Source organism: Pseudomonas sp. FG86, from assembly GCF_057808775.1.
In genome coordinates this window covers 1-22,294 of record NZ_JBMDIS010000052.1, presented here as the reverse complement: position 1 = coordinate 22,294, position 22,294 = coordinate 1, and the positions used below count along the sequence as shown (strand labels likewise).

15 protein-coding genes, 1 other RNA gene and 2 pseudogenes are annotated in these 22,294 nt (G+C 59.5%); 7 read left to right on the top strand and 11 right to left on the bottom strand.

The window, feature by feature from the left end; genetic code table 11:
* Positions 1-149 precede the first annotated feature (149 nt).
* Positions 150-503, bottom strand: an RNA gene (gene rnpB, locus ACODSV_RS25330) — RNase P RNA component class A.
* A gap of 96 nt (positions 504-599) precedes the next feature.
* The gene (gene rsmI, locus ACODSV_RS25325; protein WP_024073512.1) at positions 600-1,505 is read right to left on the bottom strand and encodes a 16S rRNA (cytidine(1402)-2'-O)-methyltransferase; all 906 of its coding nucleotides are present in this window, start codon (positions 1,503-1,505) and stop codon (positions 600-602) included.
* A 175-nt stretch (positions 1,506-1,680) separates the two neighbouring features.
* Here rsmI and ACODSV_RS25320 point away from each other — a divergent pair, with 175 nt between their 5' ends.
* The 4 genes from ACODSV_RS25320 to ACODSV_RS25305 all read left to right on the top strand — a co-directional run bounded on the left by ACODSV_RS25320 (position 1,681) and on the right by ACODSV_RS25305 (position 5,127).
* Positions 1,681-3,492: a penicillin-binding protein activator gene (locus ACODSV_RS25320; RefSeq protein ID WP_150054945.1), complete on the top strand. Its 1,812-nt coding sequence runs from the start codon at positions 1,681-1,683 to the stop codon at positions 3,490-3,492.
* Positions 3,492-3,863: a YraN family protein gene (locus ACODSV_RS25315; RefSeq protein WP_024073510.1), complete on the top strand. Its 372-nt coding sequence runs from the start codon at positions 3,492-3,494 to the stop codon at positions 3,861-3,863. Before ACODSV_RS25320 ends, ACODSV_RS25315 begins: the two co-directional genes overlap by 1 nt.
* A gap of 92 nt (positions 3,864-3,955) precedes the next feature.
* A complete protein-coding gene (locus ACODSV_RS25310) occupies positions 3,956-4,549 on the top strand; it encodes a phosphoheptose isomerase (protein ID WP_024073509.1) in 594 nt (197 codons plus the stop codon).
* Complete coding sequence (locus tag ACODSV_RS25305) at positions 4,546-5,127, top strand: BON domain-containing protein (RefSeq protein ID WP_150054944.1); 582 nt, start codon at positions 4,546-4,548, stop codon at positions 5,125-5,127. Before ACODSV_RS25310 ends, ACODSV_RS25305 begins: the two co-directional genes overlap by 4 nt.
* 102 nt (positions 5,128-5,229) lie before the next feature.
* Here the strand turns inward: ACODSV_RS25305 and ACODSV_RS25300 are convergent, their stop codons facing one another.
* Genes ACODSV_RS25300 through ACODSV_RS25290 form a run of 3 tightly spaced genes read right to left on the bottom strand, consistent with a single transcriptional unit; the run spans position 5,230 to position 8,753 of the window.
* On the bottom strand, positions 5,230-6,864 hold the full coding sequence (locus ACODSV_RS25300) for a GMC family oxidoreductase (protein WP_150054943.1): 1,635 nt from the start codon (positions 6,862-6,864) through the stop codon (positions 5,230-5,232).
* Entirely contained in the window at positions 6,861-7,379 is a 519-nt protein-coding gene (locus ACODSV_RS25295) for a sugar dehydrogenase complex small subunit (protein ID WP_150054942.1), read from the bottom strand. Before ACODSV_RS25295 ends, ACODSV_RS25300 begins: the two co-directional genes overlap by 4 nt.
* 3 nt (positions 7,380-7,382) lie before the next feature.
* Entirely contained in the window at positions 7,383-8,753 is a 1,371-nt protein-coding gene (locus ACODSV_RS25290) for a cytochrome c (protein ID WP_150054941.1), read from the bottom strand.
* Between the two features lie 638 nt (positions 8,754-9,391).
* On the opposite strand from ACODSV_RS25290, the pseudogene ACODSV_RS25285 reads away from it, so the two are divergent.
* Positions 9,392-10,177: pseudogene (locus tag ACODSV_RS25285) on the top strand (MCP four helix bundle domain-containing protein); the annotation flags it as partial.
* Entirely contained in the window at positions 10,169-11,032 is an 864-nt protein-coding gene (locus tag ACODSV_RS25280) for a methyl-accepting chemotaxis protein (RefSeq protein WP_411741569.1), read from the top strand. The pseudogene ACODSV_RS25285 and the gene ACODSV_RS25280, both read left to right, overlap by 9 nt.
* Positions 11,033-11,238: 206 nt before the next feature.
* Here the strand turns inward: ACODSV_RS25280 and ACODSV_RS25275 are convergent, their stop codons facing one another.
* From ACODSV_RS25275 to ACODSV_RS25250, 6 genes are all read right to left on the bottom strand, one after another.
* A complete protein-coding gene (locus ACODSV_RS25275; RefSeq protein WP_150054939.1) occupies positions 11,239-12,012 on the bottom strand; it encodes a YiaD family glycine zipper/OmpA-like lipoprotein in 774 nt (257 codons plus the stop codon).
* A 245-nt stretch (positions 12,013-12,257) separates the two neighbouring features.
* Positions 12,258-12,902 carry an MBL fold metallo-hydrolase gene (locus ACODSV_RS25270; RefSeq protein ID WP_024073506.1) on the bottom strand — a complete coding sequence of 215 codons (645 nt, stop codon included), beginning with the start codon at positions 12,900-12,902 and terminating at the stop codon, positions 12,258-12,260.
* A gap of 130 nt (positions 12,903-13,032) precedes the next feature.
* Entirely contained in the window at positions 13,033-15,765 is a 2,733-nt protein-coding gene (locus ACODSV_RS25265; protein WP_150054937.1) for a winged helix-turn-helix domain-containing protein, read from the bottom strand.
* Between the two features lie 241 nt (positions 15,766-16,006).
* Positions 16,007-17,371, bottom strand: coding sequence for a DUF1329 domain-containing protein (locus ACODSV_RS25260; protein WP_024073504.1), 1,365 nt, complete (start codon positions 17,369-17,371; stop codon positions 16,007-16,009).
* A 42-nt stretch (positions 17,372-17,413) separates the two neighbouring features.
* A complete protein-coding gene (locus ACODSV_RS25255) occupies positions 17,414-19,306 on the bottom strand; it encodes a DUF1302 domain-containing protein (protein WP_150054220.1) in 1,893 nt (630 codons plus the stop codon).
* A 330-nt stretch (positions 19,307-19,636) separates the two neighbouring features.
* Entirely contained in the window at positions 19,637-21,319 is a 1,683-nt protein-coding gene (locus tag ACODSV_RS25250) for a fatty acid--CoA ligase (protein ID WP_150095585.1), read from the bottom strand.
* A 496-nt stretch (positions 21,320-21,815) separates the two neighbouring features.
* On the opposite strand from ACODSV_RS25250, the pseudogene ACODSV_RS25245 reads away from it, so the two are divergent.
* Positions 21,816-22,294, top strand: a pseudogene (locus ACODSV_RS25245) (hypothetical protein); the annotation flags it as partial.

Here is a 22,294-nt window from a genome sequence, read left to right as displayed (position 1 = left end):
GCTCAAAGAGCTATGGCTCAAAGTTAATGTAATTTATTAAGAGTAAGATTTTTTTGGTATTACGAAGATGCATCTGCCAATGATTCAGCAGGGAGGGATTCTTGCGTTACTACCGGTTTTCTGCCCGAGATTCGGACAGAAGGAAAAAGGTGGAGAGTCGATCTATAAGCCGGGTTCTGTCTTGAACAGTCATTCGTCTACGATGGCCATCACTGGACATCTTTAGCAACCTACCCGGTCCCAGCGCGGGCCACGCCTTGGGACCCTATTTGGTCTTGCTCCAAGTGGGGTTTACCTAGCCACGAACTGTTGCCAGTCGTGCGGTGCGCTCTTACCGCACCTTTTCACCCTTACCGGCACCGAAGTGCTTAGGCGGTTATTTTCTGTGGCACTTTCCGTAGGCTCACGCCTCCCAGGCATTACCTGGCACTTCGCCCTATGGAGCCCGGACTTTCCTCCCCCTCCTAATTTTCATAGAAGGCAGCGACTGTCCAATCGACTCTCCGCCGCGCAGGTTAACGGCACGAGGGACTTAGGACAAGTACTAAAAGCATAGCAGTGCCATCACCTTCAGACGAAATACCGGCTTACCCCCGGAACTATTCGGTTTTCTGTTTATCCAGCGCAACTTGATACAACACATTCTTGCGCACCCCGGTAATTTCCGCCGCCAGGGCTGCCGCGCGCTTAAGGGGCATTTCCTTGAGTAACAGATCAAGGATGCGCATGGCTTCGCTGCCCACCGCGTCTTCGGACTCTGGCGCACTCCAGCCCGCCACCAGCACCACGCATTCGCCTCGTTGCTGATTGCTGTCACCCTCGACAAACGCGCGCAACGCTTCCAGCGGCAGTCCCTTGAGGGTCTCGAAGGTCTTGGTAATCTCCCGCGCCAACAGTGCAAGGCGTTCACCACCGAACACCAGCTCCATATCCTGCAGGCATTCCAGAATACGGTGGGGAGCCTCATAGAAGATCAATGTACGCGGCTCTTCCTTTAACGCTTGGAGCCGAGCACGACGCCCGACCGCCTTGGCCGGCAGGAAGCCCTCGAAAATAAAACGATCGGAGGGCAATCCAGCTGCCGATAAAGCGGCGATCAGCGCGCATGCGCCCGGAACAGGCACTACATTGATACCCGCAGCACGCGCCTGGCGAACCAGGTGATAACCCGGGTCAGAGATCAGCGGGGTACCGGCATCGGAGATCAGCGCCACGTCATCACCTGCCAGCAGGCGCGTGATAAAACGACTGCCTTCTTCGCGCTCGTTATGCTCATGGCACGCAGCCAATGGCGTGCTGATACCGAAATGCTGCATCAGACGCTGGGAGTGCCGGGTATCTTCCGCCGCGATCAATTTAACGTCGCGCAACACTTTCAGCGCCCGCGCACTGATATCGTCCAGGTTGCCAATGGGCGTCGCCACGACAAAAAGCGAGCCTGCAGTGGAATTCAAAGGACCTGGAGCAGTCAAAACGCACACCTCGATGGTTGGCAAAAGCCACATTGTAGCGCGTAGACGCCTTGAAAATATGCCATCGAAGCCGATGCCTTTTCAGCCGTGCACAGCCAATCGCAACATTTACACGACCTAAATCGACAGTTTCACGCCAGTAACATCGCGCCTGGGCCAGTGCTTGGGTACAATTCCACGCTAATTTGATCGGTATCAGGACACTTACATGATCGCTTGCCTGCGGCTGCTCTCCGCCCTTTGCCTCGCTGCCTTGTTGGCCGCTTGCGCCAGCTCGCCCTCGTCCAGCCTTGGCGACCTTCCACGGACCCCGGATGCCAGTATCGAGCAACTGCTCGAACAGGCGACCACCGCCAAGACGCCAGAAAAGGCGGCCTTGCTGCGCCTGAGTGCGGCTGACATGGCCTACCGCCAGAACAACCCCGGCCGCTCGTCGCAGATCCTTGCGCAGGTGCCGCTGGATGTTCTCAAACCCGCCGCACAAATCTTTGCCAGCACCCTGGCCGCCGAACTGGCGATGACGCGCAACCAGCCCAAGGCTGCGTTGACCGCCCTGAACCACCCTAGCCTGCAAAGCCTGAAGGATCTGCCGCCCGAGCAGCAGATCCGCACCGGCACCGTGCACGCTCGCGCCTATGAAGCCGATGGCCAGACCCTGGCCGCGGCTCGCGAGCGTGTGGCCATGGCGCCATTGCTCAGCGGTGATGTCGCCAAGAGCAACCACGAAGCCATCTGGACGTTGATTGCCGCACTCCCGGCCGAGCAACTGCAAGCCAGCGGCAACCCGACAATGGACGGCTGGATCACCCTGGCCCAGGCCGTCAAGGGCGCTGGCACCCTGGAGCAACAACAGGCGGCGATCGACACCTGGCGCGCGCAGAACCCAGGGCACCCGGCGGCCGTGCAACTGCCAACCCCGCTGACCAAGCTCAAGGAACTCGCCAGCCAGCCCCTGAACAAGATCGCCCTGCTGCTGCCACAGGAGGGCCCGCTGGCGTCCGTCGGCAAGGCGCTGCGTGAAGGTTTCATGGCTGCGCATTACCAGGCTGAGCAAGCCGGCCAGCGACCGCCGGTGATCGAGTTCTACGACAGCTCGCGCCTGGCCTCCCTCGACGACTTCTACGCCAAGGCCCAGGCTGCCGGCGTGCAACTGGTCGTCGGTCCGCTGGAAAAACCACTGGTCAAACAGCTCAGCGCACGTCCGCAATTACCGATCACCACCCTGGCACTGAACTACAGCGAGACCGATCAAAGCCCGGCCCAGCTGTTCCAGTTCGGCCTGGCCGCTGAAGACGAAGCCCGCGAAGTCTCACGTCGCGCCCGTGCCGATGGCCTGCACCGCGCCGCTGCCATGGTGCCGCGTGGCGAATGGGGCGAGCGCGTCTACAAAGCCTTCCGCCAGGATTGGGAAGCCAATGGCGGCACCGTCGTAGGCGTCGAGTACGTCGACCAGCCGGTCGCCCTTGCACAGCAGATCGCCGACTTGTTCCAACTGCGCAAAAGCGAAGGCCGCGCCAAGAGCCTGCAAAGCACCGTCGGCACCGACGTGGCCGCGCAACCTTCGCGTCGCCAGGACATCGAGTTCATCTTCCTGGCCGTGACCCCGCAACTGGCCCAGCAGATCAAGCCGACCCTGAACTTCCAATACGCCGGTGATGTACCGGTGTACGCCACGTCCCACGTATTCAGTGCCAGCGGCGACAAGAACCAGTACCTGGACATGACCAACGTGATGTTCTGCGAAACCCCTTGGCTGCTCAACACCACCGACCCGCTGCGCAACCAGGTCGCCGCGCAATGGCCACAAGCCAATGGCAGCCTCGGCCGCCTGTATGCAATGGGTGTCGATGCCTACCGCCTGGCGCCACGCCTGGGTCAGCTCAAGGCCCTGCCGGATACACGGGTTGATGGCCTTTCGGGCAGCCTGGGTATCAGCCCCAACCAGCGCGTCGACCGCCAGATGCCATGGGCGAAATTCGTTGGCGGCGAGGTCCAGCGCCTGCCTGATACTCCACGCTGATGCCTGAGCGGTCCAGCGCAAAAAGCGGCAAGGATGCCGAACTTCAAGCTCTGAAATACCTGCAACAACAGGGTCTGCGCCTTCTGGCGCAGAACTGGTTGTGTAAACGCGGCGAGCTTGATCTGGTCATGCTTGACGGCGATACAGTAGTATTCGTCGAAGTCCGCTACAGAAAACACGCACAATGGGGTGGCGCGCTCGCCAGTATTGACGGGCGCAAGCGTCAGAAGCTGATACTCGCCGCGCAGTACTTCCTACTCAAGGAGCACCGCTGGTCTGACTCCCCCTGCCGTTTCGATGTGGTTGCCATGGAAAGCACACCGGCAGGCCTTGCTGATCTGACCTGGCTCAAAGACGCCTTCGACAGCTGATTCGCCGGACATTTTCACCACACACTTTTGCTCTTTGCTTTGCGGGCTGCACATACCTGTGCCAAACAGCCGCGCTACTTAAGGTCACACAGATGGACATGCAATCCCGAATTCGCCAGCTTTTCCAGGCCAGCATCGACACCAAGCAACAGGCGATGGACGTACTTGCACCGCACATCGAGCAAGCCAGTCAGGTCATGGTCAATGCCTTGCTCAACGAGGGCAAAATGCTTTCGTGCGGCAACGGCGGTTCGGCCGGCGATGCCCAGCATTTCTCGTCCGAACTGCTCAACCGCTTCGAGCGCGAGCGGCCGAGCCTGCCGGCCATTGCCTTGACCACAGATTCGTCGACGATCACCTCGATCGCCAACGACTACAGCTACAACGAAATCTTCTCCAAGCAAATCCGTGCCCTGGGCCAACCGGGTGATGTGTTGCTGGCGATTTCCACCAGCGGCAACTCGGCGAATATTATTCAGGCGATCCAGGCCGCACATGATCGTGAAATGATTGTCGTAGCATTGACCGGACGCGATGGCGGCGGCATGGCGTCGCTGCTGTTGCCCGAGGATGTGGAGATTCGCGTCCCGGCCACTGTCACCGCACGTATTCAGGAAGTCCATCTGCTGGCGATCCACTGCCTGTGCGATCTGATCGACAGCCAACTGTTCGGGAGTGAAGAATGACCGTTAAACGCCTCAGCCTATTGGCCATCACGCTATGCCTCAGCATCAGCGGGTGCAGCACGGCAATCACTGCGACACGTGACACCCCCATCCAGGACGACAAGGGCACCCGTACCTTTGGCAGCAAGATCGACGACTCGTTGATCGAAACAAAGGTCGAAGTCAACATCGCCAAGGCCTCGCCAGACCTGGGCAACGGCGCGTCGCGTATCGTCGTGACCAGCTTCAACGGCGTGGTACTGCTTGCCGGGCAAACACCGCGCGCCGACCTGAAAGCCCAGGCCGAACAAGCGGCCTCGACTGTTCAACGGGTCAAGAAGGTCCACAACGAATTGCAGGTGATGGACCCGATCACCCTGCTGGCTATCAGCAACGATGCCTTGCTGACCACCAAGATCAAGGCGCAGATGCTGACCGATAACGCGATTCCTGGCTCGCGCATCAAAGTCGTGACCGACAACGGTATCGTTTACCTGATGGGCTTGCTGACCCAGGCGGAAGCGACCCGTGCGGCCAACCTGGTGCAAGGTGTGTCAGGCGTACAGAAGATTGTGAAAGTGTTCGAATACATCGACTGATGCAAAGCCTTACAAAAAAGCCCCCTGCGCCCTTGGCGTGAGGGGGCTGATCGTTCCCACGCGATGGGAACGATCAAAATCAACAATCAAATACCCGTCGACTCAGACTTCGCTCACCAGTACGTCGGCAATACGAATGCTCAAGGCGGCGCCGGTCAGCGTCGGGTTCACGCAAGACGACGACGGCATCACGCTGGTGCCTGCAATAAACAGATTCGCGTGATCATGGCTGCGGCAATCGCGGTCAACCACCGAATCCTTCGGGTCATCGCCCATGATGGTAGTGCCCATGATGTGCTGACGGTTCTGGAAGCCGACGTCGGTACTGAGGATGTCCGCATCCAGCAACTTGGCGAACTGCTTGAAGTCCTCCAGCGCTTTCTCTTTACCGGCATGCCAATAGTCAGGAACGCTGTAGTAGATCTCTGGCACCGGCAGGCCGATGGCGTCGAACTTGGTCTTGCTCGGAGTGACGCGATTCTCTGGCAGCGGCAGGGTTTCGAAGTCGACCGCCCAGTTCAGCGAACGTGCCGACTGCAGGCGAATCTGCTCATCCAGCTTGGAACCCAACACGCCCTTGGCGATCAGGTTGGAGGTGATTTGCGATGTTGGCACGGTGTTGCGCACCTTGATCTTGTAGCCGGGGTAGTCCTTGCGGAACGCCCCGTCGCGGCTGTTCAGGTATACCAGCAATTGTGTGGGACCTTCGCCCGGCCACATGTCTTCCTTGGTCATCACATTCATGCTGATGCCGGTATGGTCCATCAGGTTGCGACCCACTTGGTCGGACGAGTTGGCAATGCCGTTGGGGTATTGCTCGGAAGTCGACATCAACAGCAACTTCGGCGATTCGATGCCATAGGCGGCCAGCACGAAATAACGCGCCGTCAGCTTGTGGGTCGATTTGTCGGGGCGCATGTACCAGACAGCGGTGATCTTGCCGTCCTCCCCCGCCTCGATTTTGTACACCACCGAGTTTTCCAGGACCTTGGCACCATGCCGCTCAGCCTCGTCGATGTGCATCGAACCGTCGTACTTGGCGGCAATCGGGCACACCGGGTTGCAGTTGTTATTGCCAGCGCACGGCGGTCGCTTGCCATACGGGCGAGTGGCGCGGCCGTTGGGCTCCAGGATTGGGTTATAGCCGCCCTTGCCGAGCATTTCCGAAAGACGGGTGAACATGTAGCTGGGCTTGAGCCCCTCCATCGGGTACGGGATCGAACGCGGCGGATAAGCCTCACCGCCTTGCCCGCTTTCGTCCTGGCCATCGACACCGGAGACGCCCAGCTCCGTTTCGGCGCGGGCGTAGAACGGCTCGAGCTCGTCGTAGCTGATCGGCCAGTCACGACCGCGGCCATACAGCGACTTCAAGCGAAAATCGTTCGGCAGCATGCGCCACAGCGATGAGCCGAAGTGCCAGGTGGTGCCGCCTACGACGCGCAGGTAAGAGGTGTTGTATTTGACCGGACCGACCTGTTGCAAGTAATCGCCATAGGTCGACGGCGCGTGCGGCAAGCTCGGGTATGGCGAACCGGCACCTTGCAATTTGGCGTTGGCCAGGGACAGCTTGACCGGCGCATTGCGGAAGGTTTCTACCACATCGCGGCGATTGACCCGAGGGCCTGCCTCAAGAACGATCACCGACTTGTTCGCCTTGGCCAGGCCGGTCGCAATCAACCCACCCATGACACCAGAACCGATGATGACTACGTCGGCATCGAAATCAGCGTTGCTCATAGTTTGAAATCCTGTGGCGCTTTAGGTTTGGGGCCCCATGAATCCGGGCCACCACCGTAAGTGGGGATGATGAGGGTGCCGCGGGTTGGCCGGTACATCAGCGCTTCGCTGTAGCCGATCAGTTCGGCGTCGGCCGGCTCGCCGACAATGCCCAGGTACCAGGCAGAAATGATGCTGGTGGCCGTCGCCTTCAACGAGGGATCGGCATCGGCCAGCGCCAGATATTCATCGACATGCTTGAGGCCGCGCTCGGCGATCAACTGCTTGAGGGCGATAGCGTTGGTCGAGAAGTTCGGCGCACGCTTGTCCAAGGCTGCGTAATAACGTGCCGCCAGCACCGCGTTGATCGGACGGCTGACCAGGAACTGTGACAGGGCGACAAAATCAGCATCTGACTGGGCGGCGGCCATGGCTGATTGCCAGGGCACCAGGCCGCTGACCAGCGCGGTCAGCCCCAGCGTGACCGAACCACGCAGCAGGCTGCGGCGTGAGAGCGCATTGATGGATGAGTCCATGGTTCAAACCTCCCGGCGTCGGCGACGGAAAAATAGGATCACCACCAAGGCAATCAGGATGCAGGCAACGAGGATCGCCGGAAGGGTGAACTTGGCCACCACTGCCAACGGTGCCTTGGGCCCGCCCTCGCGAACCTGGGCGACATCGGCAGCGGTCACGACCAACGCGTCGTTGCCGTAACGGGACAGGACATAGTTGCTCACATCGGCGATCTGCTGGTCGTTGAGACGATCGGTGAACAGTGCATCCGGGCCGAATGCCGGCATGTCGATGGCCACGCCATCCACTTCACGGTGCACGCCGTACACAATCGCGGCGATCAGATTGTCACTGCGACTGGCGGCGGTGTTATGAAACAGCGAGGGGTATTCACGGGTGCCCTGGCCATTGGCCTGGTGGCAGTTGGCGCAGGTGCCGCTGAAGATGTGCCAGCCCGCGTTGGCGTCGGGCTTGCCGCCGCGCAGGGTCAGCTCATCGGTGGAGGCCTGGCCGAACGCGTGGCGCGCCTTGGTCTCGCCGGTGTTGATCGGTGGAGTTTGCAACAGGTATGCGGCAATGGCCTTGAGGTCGACCTCGTCCAGATACTGCAGGCTATGTTCGACCGCTTCAGCCATCGGCCCGGCGGCCTGCGCCTTGCCTTCGACATGGCCGGTGCGCAGGTACGCCACCAGTTCATCGCTGGACCACGCACCGATCCCGCTGGTCTTGTCAGAGGTGATATTGGGCGCGTACCAACTGCCCAGTGCGCCGCCGGCAAGTGGCCTACTGTTATCGGCGGCCATCAGCACGTTGCGCGGGGTGTGGCAGGTATCGCAGTGAGCCAGGGCGTTGACCAGATAGTCGCCGCGATTCACTTCGGCAGATTTGCCGGGGTCCGGGGTGAAACGCTTCTGGCTATGAAACAACGCATTCCAGCCGAGCATCGAGGCGCGGATGCTGAATGGGAAGTCCAAGTGGGTCTTCTGCGTCATAGCGTCGACGGGCTGCACTTCGTGCATGAAATAGTGGTAGAGCTCTGCCACGTCAGCGTCGGTCATCTTCGCGTAGGACGTGTATGGCATGGCCGGATAGAGATGCGTGCCATCCGGCGTTACGCCGTCCCGAACTGCACGGGCAAATTGCTCGGCGGTGTAGGCGCCGATACCGGCGGACATGGACGGCGTGATATTGGTCGAATAAATCACCCCCATCGGCGAGCTGAGCGGGTAGCCACCCGCGAACGGCTTGCCGCCTGGCGAGCTGTGGCACGCCACACAATCCGCCGCGACAGCCAGGCGCTTGCCGGGTGACGCTGTGGTATCCAGCGCCTGGCCCTGTGCATTCCCGGCCATGCATACGACAAGCGTGAGTACGCCCGCCAAGGCATGTCTCATGCCTTTTCCCTTACCCGTTTTACGCGGCATGTCTTTTACCCTAGGCAACTGCGGTCATGATTTTCGAAGATTCGCAAAACGCTGGCGCGCATCGAATGATTCATGATGTTATCTGACGTCATATGACAAGAGAGCGCGAATATTTCACGCCAAGGAATATTTGGCAACACGTTAAAAGACAAAATGCCATCAATGTGTGTTTTTGGATAAACCGTCTAAAACAACGCTTTCAGCGCTAAGGTCATATTTTCGACAGTCACATTAATAACGATTTTTAAAAAAACGAACGATTTTCTATAAATTTTGGCGATGCTTGAGCGTATGTGCTGACATCTCCACGTTTGAGCAAAACTCAAAGCCAGCCTAAAAACAAAATATCTGTTTGATATATATACATATTTACAAACTTAACAGCGTATTTTTAAAAACGTTGAGGATTCGAAAAACACGTTCCTTTACACCTTAAAACCTCCCTTAACCCCACCAAAACCCCCGTTTTAGAGGCGTTTCAGCACCAAACACATCTAGCAAACCTTAAGTCCTGGATAAAACTGTCGATAGAGGTACGACAACTGCCGGCACCGACATAGGTGCAGGCCTTCACTCCGTTGATGAATCCACCTTTCTAGGGCAAACCGATGAGCTGGCTGAATGACGCAAAACTCTCGACCAAACTAATCACATCTTTCTCACTGTGTGCCCTGATCACCCTGGGTGTCGGCGTGCTGGGTAGCCGGGGGGTATCTGCGCTGTCGGAAAGCCTCAAGTCGGTGTTCAACAACAACCTGGTCTCGATCGCCAACACCGCTCAAAACAAGGTTAAGGCCGTAGGGCAAAGCCGCGATTTGTATCGCCTGTATATCGCCTACGCCAGCGATGCGCCCCAGGGTGTAAAGGATGAATTCCTCGCCTCGATGAACGCCAACCAACTGGCCAGCGAGAAAGCATTTTCCATGTATCGCCAGCGCCCCATGACGGCCGACGAGCGTGCGGCCGGCGACAAAATGGAGCGCGCTTGGCCGGTGTATCAAGCCATGGTGCAGCAGTACCTCACGCTGCTGAACGCCCGCGAATTTGATAAAGCCCGGACGCTGTTGTTCGGCGAGCTGCAAAAAGCCTATCGCGTCGTGATGGATGAACAGACCATCATTATCGACGCCAACGATCGCAAGGTTGCGGACAGTGCGGCAGACGCCACGGTGCAGGAGTCTTCGGCCAGGAACACGTTGTACTCGGGCATTGTCCTGGCGTTTATTGCAGCGATCACGCTAGGCCTGTTTATCAACCGCCTGATCAGCCGACCGATTGCCACCGCGGTGACCAGCGCACGGCGCATTGCCGACGGAGACCTGACCCAGGCCATCAGCAGCAGCCGCCGTGATGAAACCGGCCAACTGCTGAACGCCTTGGGCGATATGCAATCGAGCTTGAAACAAACGATCCAGCAAATTGCCAGCGCAGCAGATCAGCTGGCTTCAGCGGCGGAAGAACTGACCGCAGTCACCGACAACGGCAGTCGCGGCCTGGTTCGCCAGAACGATGAAATTCAGCAAGCCGCAACGGCGGTGACCGAAATGACCTCGGCCGTCGAAGAAGTAGCACGCAATGCCGTATCCACCTCCGAGGCCTCACAGGTCACCAGCGAGCAGGCCACCAACGGCCGCGACCAGGCACGCAAGGCCGTCGTCGCAATCAACCATGCCACCAACGAGATAGACACCTCGACCACCATGGTCAAGGACCTGGCCGGCCAGGTTCGGGATATCGGCAAAGTGCTGGACGTGATTCGCGGTATCGCCGAGCAGACCAATCTGTTAGCGCTCAATGCTGCCATCGAGGCCGCCAGGGCCGGTGAGCAGGGGCGTGGCTTTGCGGTAGTCGCCGACGAAGTACGCGCCCTCGCCGCCCGCACCCAGGCCTCGACCGGGGAAATCGAAGGCATGATCAATGCCGTGCAAACCAGTGCCGATCAGGCCGTGGGGGCCATGGGCAAGAGCCAGGCGCTGGTCAACGACACCCAGACCCTCGCCCAGGCCACGGGCGAAGCGCTGGAGCAAATCGCCGAGGGCATCTCCCAGATCAACGACCGCAACCTGGTGATCGCCACGGCGTCGGAAGAACAGGCCCACGTGGCGCGTGAAGTCGACCGCAACCTGGTGAATATCCAGGACCTGTCGACACAAACAGCGGCCGGTGCGCACCAGACCAATGCGTCGACCCAGGAGCTGTCGAACCTGGCGACTTCCTTCAACACCCTCGTCAGCCGGTTCCGCCTGTAAAACACCCGCCATCGCGTAGGCGGCAGTTGCAGTCACCCGCGACACCCTTGCCTCTAGCTAACACGCCCTTGGCCGGGCGTGCAGGAGACTTTCACCTCCAAGTCATTCAGTTCACCAGCACAGTGAGTCGAACAGCGCCCGCATGGAGCACCACAAAAAAAAGCGCCGCGCATTGACTGCGCGACGCCCCTTTTATCAGCTGAGAGTTACTGGTACTGCGAGTACGGGTTGCCCTGGAACTGGTTGTTTTGTTGTGGCGCCTGTTGCTGGGCACCTGGTTGGCCGTACTGCTGACCAGGGATCGGACCGAGGTTCACTTCGACACGACGGTTCTGCGCACGGCCGTTAACGTCGGCGTTGCTGGCAATCGGATTATCCGGACCGGCACCGCGCGCGCTCAGGTTGGCACCGTTGACGCCTTGCGAGGTCAGGTAGTTGGCCACGCTCTGCGCGCGACGCTGGGACAGGTCCATATTCAGCTGACGGCTGCCGGTACTGTCGGTGTAACCGACAATCTGGATGGTGTTCTGATTGAATTGCTTGAGGGAGTTGGCCAGGTTGTTCAGCGGCTGGTAGAAGCTGCTGGAGATCGCGTCCGAGTTGGTGGCAAATGTGATATTGCCCGGCATGATCAGCTTGATCTGGTCGCCCTGGCGCTGAACTTCAACCCCGGTATTGGCCATGCTTTCGCGCAGTTTCTTTTCCTGCTGGTCGGCATAGTAGCCATAGCCAGCCGCACCTGCACCGGCAACCACCGCGCCGATCAGCGCGCCCTTGCCACGGTTGTTATGGTCGATGGCCGCACCGGCCAGTGCGCCGGCCAGGGCACCAAGGCCGCCGTACTTGGCGGTTTTACTCATGCCGCCTTGCGATCCATTATTTGCCTGTCCCTGGCTGCCGTCATATGGATTAGGTGAAGCGCAGCCAGACAACAGGGCTACGGCGGTAGCGACAACAAGCAGACGACGCGGAGTGAACATGAAGGAAGCTCCTACTTTTGCATTCTGTGGTGCAGAGGACATAGGCAATGGACCTGTGCCGAGTTTGGAACGCGACAAACGGTAAAAATTCCGCAACCGCATCCAGAGCTGTAACAAAAAACTGGCCAGGATTACCGCTACAGAAACCGTAGCAGAAGCAGGCTGAACGCGACCTGTGTTTTTGCTACAGCAATTCTCCAGACACCACAGCGCCGAAAGCTGGACTACCGACGTCCCCTGCCCCATTACGCGCGCACAAAGGGATTCTCACGCATCTCATCCCCCAACCGCGTATCCGGGCCGTGACCGGTTACCACCGTCGCGCCTTCATCCAACGTATAGAGCCGCTGCTTGATCGAACGCACGATCGCCGCCTGGTCGCCGCCCCACAAATCCGTTCGCCCTACGCCGCGTCGAAACAAGGTGTCGCCAGCAATCAGGAGCTTGGCATCGGCAAACCAGAAACTCATCGAACCGGGTGTGTGCCCCGGCGTGTGCAGCGCCACGCCACAGCCGCAGGCCAACGCTTCATCATCGACCAGCCATTGGTCTGGCGAAGGCACCGGAGTGTAGGGCACACCGAACATCTGGCACTGCATTTCCAGGTTGTCCCAGAGAAACTGATCATCCTTGTGCAGGTGCAGGGTGGCACCGGTTTTCTCCTTCAACTGGCCGGAGGCGAGGAAGTGATCGAGATGGGCATGGGTGTGGATGATGCTCACCACCTTCAAGCCCAGTGCATCGAGGCGCGCCAGGATCAATTCGTGGTTGCCACCGGGGTCGACCACGATGGCTTTTTTAGTGATGGGGTCACCGATGATGGTGCAGTTGCACTGCAACGGGCCGACGGGAAAGGTTTCACGGATGAGAGTCGGCTTGGCGGTGGTCATGGGCGGTCCTCCAGTGCAAATGAATTATCGTTTTCCGGCGAGCATCGCCAAAATAATTGCACTATTAAACCAGACTGGGTGCGCTTCGCAGCCCAACGCGGGCAAGCTCGCCCGCCGTAAGGTTTACGTTTCAGCCAATCAACCTCAACTCTTGCGCCCGCGCCACCGCCTGGGTTCGTCGCTCCACCCCCAACTTGCTGTTGATATGGCTGGCGTGGGTCTTGACCGTATGCAGGGAGATGAACAGGCGGTTGCTGATTTCCTGGTTCGAGCACCCCTGGGCGATCAATTGCAGCACCGCCAATTCACGGGCGCTCAGGACTTCATGACCAGGCGACGGCTCCGCGACCGCAACGGCCGGCAGCAGCGCCAAGAGGCTCTGGTTCAGCAAGCCGTGAGGCTCTTTGCCAAGCTGTTCGCGCATCCACTGCGGGTAACCTTCGAGCAAACGCTGGAACGGCTGCAATGCCCCTCCCGAGCCGGCCTCCAGCGCCCGCGCCAACACCGGCCGCGCCTTGGCTTCCTGGCCGTTTTCCAGCAGCAGTTGCGCCTGCTGGGTCAGCGCCATCAGCGCAATCATTTGTCGCCCACTGTTGTGCGCCTGTTGCGCCAGGTCTTCAAGACGCTCCAACGCCGCATCCGCTTGATGGCGAATCGCATCGAGGGCGGCCTGTTGCAGCCCGATATGTTGCGGCAGGTGCGGATGAAACTCCGGCGCGGCAGCCGCGTGTTGACCATTGTAGGTTTGCCCCAGCCGCGTCAGCCAGGCATCAGCCAGGTCGGTGCGGCCCTGGGCCAGCCACAATTCGCATTTAATCAGGGTGATCATCGCCAGGTAGTAGATCGGCGGCACGTCCCAGATGTGCATCAAGCGCTCGGCCTCGGCCAGTTCGGCGAAGGCTTTGGGGAAGTCGTTGCGGCGCCCTTCGAAGTTGGCGATCACACAATGGCCGATTAGTACGCTGATGTCGCGACAGGCGCGCGCTTCAACCAGCCCGGCCCGCAGACGAGCAAGGCCGGCCTCAGGCTGATAGCGCGCCAACAGCAAATAACCTTCATAGAGCGACAATCGCGCACGCACGGCGTACAACCGCTGCGGCGCCAGGCCCTGCAGGCGTTGCAGGCCCTGGCGAACTTCATCGAGGGAACGCAGGATTTCGCCGCGCGCCTGCAACACTCGCGCACGGTCGTAATGGGCCAGCGCTTCGAACAGCGGGTTTCCGACCCGCTGCGCCAATTCCAGGGACTCGCGGTTCAGGCCGCGGGCGCGCCACAGGTCGGCGTCGACAATGGCCAGGTTGGACAAGGTCGACAGGCACATCAAACGCTGGCCATAGCGACGCTGCGGCAAACTTTCCAGGGCTTCGCTGCAATAACGCTGGGTCAACTCGCGGTCACCGCGGCCACGCGCGATAATCCCGCTGAGCGCCAGCCACTGGGCCAGCATCGACTTCTGCGCCGTGGCCGACGGTGCCGGCAGGAAGCGACTGAGGTAACTGGACAACTCTTCCGCCGCATCCAACTGGCACGCCAGCCCCAGGGCCCAGCTATAGAGCACGATCAACCGGGGTGTACTGATCAGCAGGCTATCGGGCAAGTCCATTTTCCAGCGCAGCAGCATGCCGACGTTCTGTTCGGCCAGCAGTTGCTCTTCGGACAGGTTCTGTACCAGGTTGGCGGCCACATCCAGATGGCCGGCACGCAATGCCTGTTCCACCGCCTCATCGATCAAGCCTTGCGCGTTGAACCAGCGGCAGGCCCGCAGGTGCAGGCTGGCCGCCGGTAACAGCGCGGTACTGGTGGCGCGGCGCGTGCGCAGCAGGTCCGAAAACAGATGGTGGTAACGGTACCAGTGACCCTGCTCGTCCAGAGGTACCAGAAAGACCTGGTGGGCTTGCAGGTAGCGCAGGATTTCCGCGCTGTCATGGGCTTCGCGCACGGCGTCGCACAGCTCGCTGCAAAAGCGTTCCTGAGGGGCAGTATCGAACAGAAAGGCCTGCACTTCGGGCGGCAGGCAATCGATCACCTCTTCGAGCAGGTAATCACGGATCAGCCCTTCCCCGCCGTGCAGGCTTTGCGGCAAAGAGCCTTCGTTACCGGCCTCGGAGGCGGCGAGCAGCCAGAAACGCAGCCCGGCGACCCAACCCTCGCTGCGGCGGATCAGGTTATCCAGCGCCTCGCCACGCAATGAACTGCTGTGGCGATCCAGCACGGCCAGGGATTCGTCGTGAGTCAGGCGCAGATCCTGTTCATGCAGCTCCAGTAGATGGCGTGACAAGCGCAGGCGCGCCAGGTGCCAGTCCGGGCGCTGGCGGCTGGTGACCAGCACCACCAGGCCATCGGGTAAATGATTGAGGAAAAATTGCAGGCAGCGATCCAGTACCGGGCCCTGGGCCAGATGGTAGTCATCCAGTACCAGCAACAGCGGCGTGCGCGTGGACAAATGCACGGCCAGCTCATCGAGCAGGCCATCGAGCCATTCTTCAAAGGCAAAGGGTTGATGACGCTGGCGCATTTTCAGCAGCCCCAGGGACTGGGCGCCGATTTGCGGGAAGTATTGTTGCAGCCCGTCGAGCAGGCGCTCGAGGAAACGGCCAGGGTCGTTGTCCCGGGGGCTCAGGCCCAGCCACAGGCTTTGCCAATGGGCCGGCAAGCCCTGGCAGAACTCCACCGCCAATGAGCTCTTGCCGAACCCCGCGGGTGCACTGACCAGCAACAGTCGCCCGTCCAGCCCTGCACTCAGCCGTTCGCACAGACGGGGGCGCAGCACGTAGCCGTCAGGCAGCGGCGGCCTGTAGAAGCGACCTTCCAGGGACGGGACGACCGCGTTGGAAGGCCCCTGGATTCGAGACAGATCAGTCATCGCCGGGCTCTTGTAGAAGGCTGTTATCGGCATTGCAGATGTCCGCAGACTAGCGGTAAAAGCGGAGGGTTTGTAGATCTTTGCAACAATTGACTGAAAATAACTGCGACAAGAAATATCGCCACAACCAAAAAGTGAGAGGGGGCTTGCTCCCGACAGCGGCGGACCAGTCAATGCATGCGCTGACTGTCACACCGCTATCGGGAGCAAGCCCCCTCCCACATTGAAGCACTAGTGCAATTTAGCGAACACCGTCCTGGCGCAGGGCCGCGGGGGTGAAATCGCTGGTGGTGGCGGTGAAGCCGAAATCATAGGCCTGCTTCTCTTCGTTCTTCATGCCCAGGGCCAGGTAGCGGCCGGACTGCAGGTCGTAGAGCGTTTCCAGGGCGTACCACGGCACTTGCTTGTCGTAGTAGTTCTCGGCATGGGCTTCGGCGACACGCCACAGTTGGCCACGACCGTCATAGTGATCGATCACGGCCGCTTGCCAGGTGTCTTCGTCGATGAAGAAGTCACGCTTGGCATAGATGTGGCGCTGGCCTTCCTTCAGGGTCGCGACCACGTGCCAGACGCGGCGCAGCTCATAGCGTGCGAGGTCCTGGTTGATGTGGCCGGCCTTGATGATGTCGACGTACTTGAGCTTAGGATCGTCGATCTTGTAGCTGTTGGAGGCGATGTAGATTTCTTTCTTGCCTTCCAGCTTCCAGTCGTAGCGGTCCGGTGCACCGTTGTACATATCGAGGTTATCGGAGGTACGCAGGCCATCGGCAGCGGTACCCGGCCCGTCATACGACACCTGCGGTGCGCGGCGCACACGACGCTGGCCGGCGTTGTAGACCCACGCCGAGCGTGGCTCCTTCACCTGGTCCAGGGTTTCATGCACCAACAGCACACCCCCGGCCAGTCGGGCCGGCGCGGTCACTTGCTGCTTGAAGTAGAACAGCACGTTGCCTGGGTTTTTCGGGTCGAAGTCCTTCATTTTGTCGCGGAACACGAACTGGTCTTTGAAATACACCAGGCTGAACGAGCCGTTGGTTTGCGGCGTGGCCTGGGTCACCAGGCGGGTCACGCTGCCGCCGCGATAACGGGTGATGTGGTTCCAGATCACCTCGACGCCGCTTTTCGGAATCGGGAACGGCACGGCGGTTTCAAAGTTTTCCAGGCCGTTACCGCCAGACACCAGGTTGGTGTTGGTGGCGTTCTTCTTGATGGCGGCAAACACATCGGCCGGCACGGTGGCGCCGCGATGGGTCGGGTAGACCGGCATCTTGAAGGTGTCCGGGTAGCGCTTGAACATCGCGTACTGCCCAGGGGCCAGCTTGTCTTTGTACTGCTCGACGTTCTGCGCGGTGATGGTGAATTGCGGTTGTTCACTGGCGTATGGGTTGGCCAGGAAACCACGGGCATCGACCGCGCCGGCATTGGTCGGCAGCGGCGACCACTTAGGAATGGTGCCTGCCGCGTTACCGGCCATTTCGGCGCCCATCGGAGTCAGGGTCGTGCCCAGCTTGGCAGCTTCATCCGCCGAGACTGCCGCCATGACGTTGCTCGCCAGGATCGACAGCCCAAGCACACCGACGTGCAACAGACTTTTAGTTATTTTCATGTTCTGATTCTTCCTGAAAACATACTGCTAATGAGAGTGTGCTTAGAAGTTCATGCCCGCGCTCAAGGCGATAAAATCACGATCGTCCACGGTGCTGAACTTGCCACCAAAGAAGTTGGTGTAGTTCAAGCCCACGGTGTAGGTGTTCTGGTACTCAGCGTCCACACCCAAACTGACTGCCTTGCGACCTTCCTCGAAGTTGCCGCCAGGACCAGGCGAGTAACCTTTGACGTCGTGGGACCACGCCACGTTCGGCTTGAGGTTTACACCGGCAAATATATCCGGGTACTCCCAAATGGCGCGTCCACGGTAGCCCCATGAGGTGGCCGTGGTGAAACCATCGTTATCGCAGTACTTGGATACATTACTGGCGTCAGCACCCGGGCCAGCCCCGCCGATAGTGGATGGGTTGAGGATTTGCGCGCAGGTATTACGGCCGCCGGTAGACGGCAAAGCACCAGGCCCGAAGACAGGATCGCGGCCATAACGAACCTTGGACTTGCTCTCAAGCCCGCCCACATGCGTTACACCCACTTCGCCCACCAGAGTCAAGCGACTGGCCCCCATCACCTGATCGAAAAAGTGCGTCAGTGTGGTCTGGAACTGAGTGATTTCCTTACGACGGTAACCATTCAAGTCCTGCCCCTTGGCACCGGTGAGTAAGGAGGCATTCGAAAATGTGCCACCCAGATCTTTGACGCCCGCATAAAGGATGTCGGTCGTATTGAGCTGTACCGGTGCGTTAGGACGATAGCTGAGTTCCCCGCTCCAGGCCGTCCCCGTGGGCAATGTGGTCGAGAAGCTCAAACCGTACAGACGAATATCTTCTGGGTACTCGATAAAATACTTGGAATTACCAGCGATAAACACCGGCGCCAACGTGCCAAAGGCGGGTGCAATTGCATAAGCGGAGGCAGGAGCCGCGGTTGCGCTGAAGATCGGCGCACGACTGTGATAGTTCATGAAATAGGCGCCGAACTCGGTGTCCAGCGGCTCAAAGTTGTAGTGCATGGCCACACCAAACTGGCCGCTGTCACGCGCATCCCGATCACCGCCTCGACGCACCAAGGTACCTTCTTCGTTGGTGTCCACGCCCCGAGCAGCGAACTGAGCGAGTGCCCCGCGACCCGGCGCGGTGGCCGCAATAGTCGAACGCTTGGCCAGCAGACGCAGGTTATCGCTGCAACCGTCTGAAACCACATCCGGCTGGGAGAAGAACGTCCCGCAGTTATCGGTAACGGTCTGGTCCCACTCCAATTGGTAGAACGCTTCAGCCGACAGGTTATCGGTCAGCGTCTGCGAAACGTAGAACATGTTGACGGGAATCAAGCCTTCCTTGATTTCGGCTCCTGGCCGACGGAACGCAGACACGTCTATCGGGTTAATGGAGTTGATGCCGCCACCAATAAACGTACTTTCCCCCCAACTGACCACCTGCTTACCGAACCGCACGTTGCCCGGCTGATCGGCGATGGTGTAGTTGTGGTAGATAAATGCATCGAGGATCTGCCCGCCGGAGGACTTGGCGCCCTCTTTGCGGTTGTCATTGCTGACGTTCTTGAAGTCCAAGTCTTCATTTTGCAGTGCGAAGTCATACCAGTACTTGCCCCGCACAAAGATGCCGGTATCGCCATATTTCAATTCGAGGTCATGGACACCCTTGAAGATCTTCGAGAAGGCATCGCCCTTGTCGAAGTTCAAGTGACCGTCATCGGAGGTTTGCGACAACCCCTTGCCACCGTTGTTGACGCCGATTAGGCCTTTATTTCGACCCGCCGTCGACCAACTCGCCCCCACCGACAGCGACGAGTCAAAGCTCCCTTCGATTTCACCGATATTGAAACTGACGCCGAATGCGGGCCCGGCGAGCGTAGAGGCGAGACTGACGGCCAGGGGCAGTCGCGCCCGGCGCCAGAACTGGTTTACTGAGGTCATCGACGCTACTCCATGTGCATTATTGTTATGGCAGTGAGTTCTTTCTGTGATGCATGTAACGGCCGGAATACAACGATTCCAATGCCGCCCGGCAACCGGGCCCCCATGGCCCGAAGCGCAACATCCTTGAAAAACTCTGAGGGGGACTATAGCCAGCAGGGGGTACCGCTTGATCCCTCTAAAGTGTGATTTGCACCACCAACCCGTCTACCACAGCCCTTTCGCCACGCCGACGAAGGCCGGCGCGGAAAGGATGGCTGAAAATGGGCAAATCACAAGTGAAGCGTTGAGATAGAGCGCTGCCGTGCCCCGAGGGCACGGCAAATCACCTCAAAGGGTGGACAGGAACGTACTGTTGTTGGCTTGCCATTCGATGATGTCAATGCGGATACGTTTTTTGTCGAGCTTGCCGACACTGGTCTTGGGAATTTCCGTAACAACGGCGATCTGGCTCGGAATCGCCCACTTGCTCAAATGGCCCAATTCGACAAAAGGCTTGAGGTGTTCCTTGAGCTCGCGGGCCCCTATCACATGGCCATCACGCACCACCAACAGGGCAAACGGGCGCTCGCCCCACTGCGGGTCGGCGATGCCCACCACCGCTACTTCGCGTACCGCCGGGTGGCGGCTGACCAGGTCTTCGAGCGCCAGGGAGGAGATCCACTCGCCGCCCGTCTTGATCACATCCTTGATGCGGTCGCGGATGTCGATCACGCCAAACGCGTCGAGGGTGGCTACGTCGCCGGTGTGCATCCAGCCACCGTCCCACAGCTCGGCGCCCTTTTGCGGTTCGTTGTAATAACCCTCGGTCAGCCACGGCGCGCGCAGCACCAGTTCGCCCTGGGACTCGCCGTCGGCGGGCAGGAAATTCCCCTCAGCGTCCATGATCGCCGCTTCCACTAAGGGCCCGGGCACGCCGGCCTTGATGCGGTAGGTGGTGCGCTCGTCCTCGGTGCCGGCCATCAGCTCGTCATTGAGGTGGGCGCAGGACACCAACGGCCCGGTCTCGGACATGCCGTACGCAGCGGTCAGCTGAATCCCACGGGCCTTGGCCGCTTCATACAGCGTGCGGTTGAGGGCACTGCCGCCGATGACGATTTTCCAGCCGCCAAAATCAACGCCCTGGGCCGCCTTGGCGTTGAGCACCATTTGCAGGATGGTCGGCACACAGTGGGAAAAGGTGACCTTTTCCTTGCGCCACAGCTCCACCAGGTATTCCGGGTCATAGCGGCCGGGGTAGACCTGCTTCAGGCCGAGCATGGTCGCCACATACGGCAGGCCCCAGGCATGCACATGGAACATCGGCGTGATCGGCATATACACATCGTTGGTGCCCAGCAGACGCACGCTGTCGACACAGCCCATGATGGTCGCCACGCCGATGGTGTGCAGCACCAGTTGGCGATGGGTGAAGTACACACCCTTGGGATTGCCGGTGGTACCGGTGGTGTAGAAGGTGGTGGCGACGGAATGTTCGTCGAAGTCCTGGAAGTCGTACTTCGGGCTGGCAGCGGCCAACAGGGTTTCGTACTCGCCCACCAGGTTGGGCAGCTCGGCGGTTTTTTCGGCCGCGTCAGTCAGCAGCAACGTCTTGTCGACTGTGGTGAGCTGCCCGGCAATGGCCTGGTAGAGCCCCACGAAGTCGCTATTGACCAGCACAAAGCGGTCCTCGGCGTGGTTCATGGTGTAGAGAATCTGCTCCGGCGACAGGCGCACGTTGATGGTGTGGATCACCGCGCCGATCATCGGGATGGCGAACATGCACTCCAGGTAACGGTGACTGTCCCAGTCCATCACCGCCACGGTATCACCGGCCTTGACCCCGGCTTCCGTGAGCACATTGGCCAGGCGCGCGACCCGTTCGATCAGCGTGGGGTAGGTGTAGCGCAGCTTGTCGCGATAGATGATTTCCCGGGTCTTCTCGTAGCGGGTACCGGACATCAACAGGCGCTTGATCAACAGCGGATATTGGTAGGCGCCTTCGGCGGGCGGGATAACACGGGTCTGCAACATACGAATCCCTTTTTATGACTGCACGGTCTTGGCTTGAAGACCTGCACTGTAGAGAGGTTATGTTTCAGCCAAATCAGCCAAAGGAATGATTTGTAGAGGCAGGGGAATGCTAGCTTTGAGCCATTATTCGCCTCACCAACTCAGCAAATAGGATCAGGAAGCAACCTTCATGGAAAGGCGAACCTTCCGACATTCGCCACGGATAGCAACTCTTTACTCTCTGTGACTTCGCCAATCCAGGGACTTATGGATGTCTCTGGGTTGCCCTATTGCAGACCTCGAGTGAAGCACCATGGCGAATTTGTTTTCTCGGCTATTTGAGCTCTTCAGCCCTGGTAGGGAAGAGCCGATTTACGTGTCGGACCCTCCGACGCGGCAGACGTCCCCGGCTCCGTCTCAACCGCTTGCGCAATCAGGTGACGACGCACTGACGCCATTGAAGAACTGGAGCCATCCCTTTAAGGACAAAAGCAACTCACTGCTTCAATTAACCCAAATGGCCAAGGCAGCAGCCGGTTACTACCCATTGGGCCGCAATGGCCTTTGGCACGGCGGGGTGCATTTCGACAGCGGCACAGCCGGTACCCTGGATCAATCCAGCGTGCATTGCCTGGCCGACGGAGAAGTGGTGGCCTATCGCATCGACGAGCTCTCGCCGACCACCACTTACTTCACTGAAGAACTGTGTGTAGCGAAGCCCTTCTCACGCAACTTTGTACTGGTCCGCCATCGCCTCGATGCACCCAGGATTGAGGGGAGCCCGGACGTACCGCCGAGCTTGATCTTTTATAGCCTGTATATGCACCTGCAGGACTGGGCGGTTTATCGGAATGACCCTTCCATCCTTCGCCCGGCATTTTGGCCCGAGGGGCAGACCCGCCTGGTCAAGATGACGGTCAGGGATGTTCGCGCGGGCCCACCTGAGCAACGTGGCCTGAATGTGCGTAACCAGGCACAGGGCGGCAAGGTCTTGGC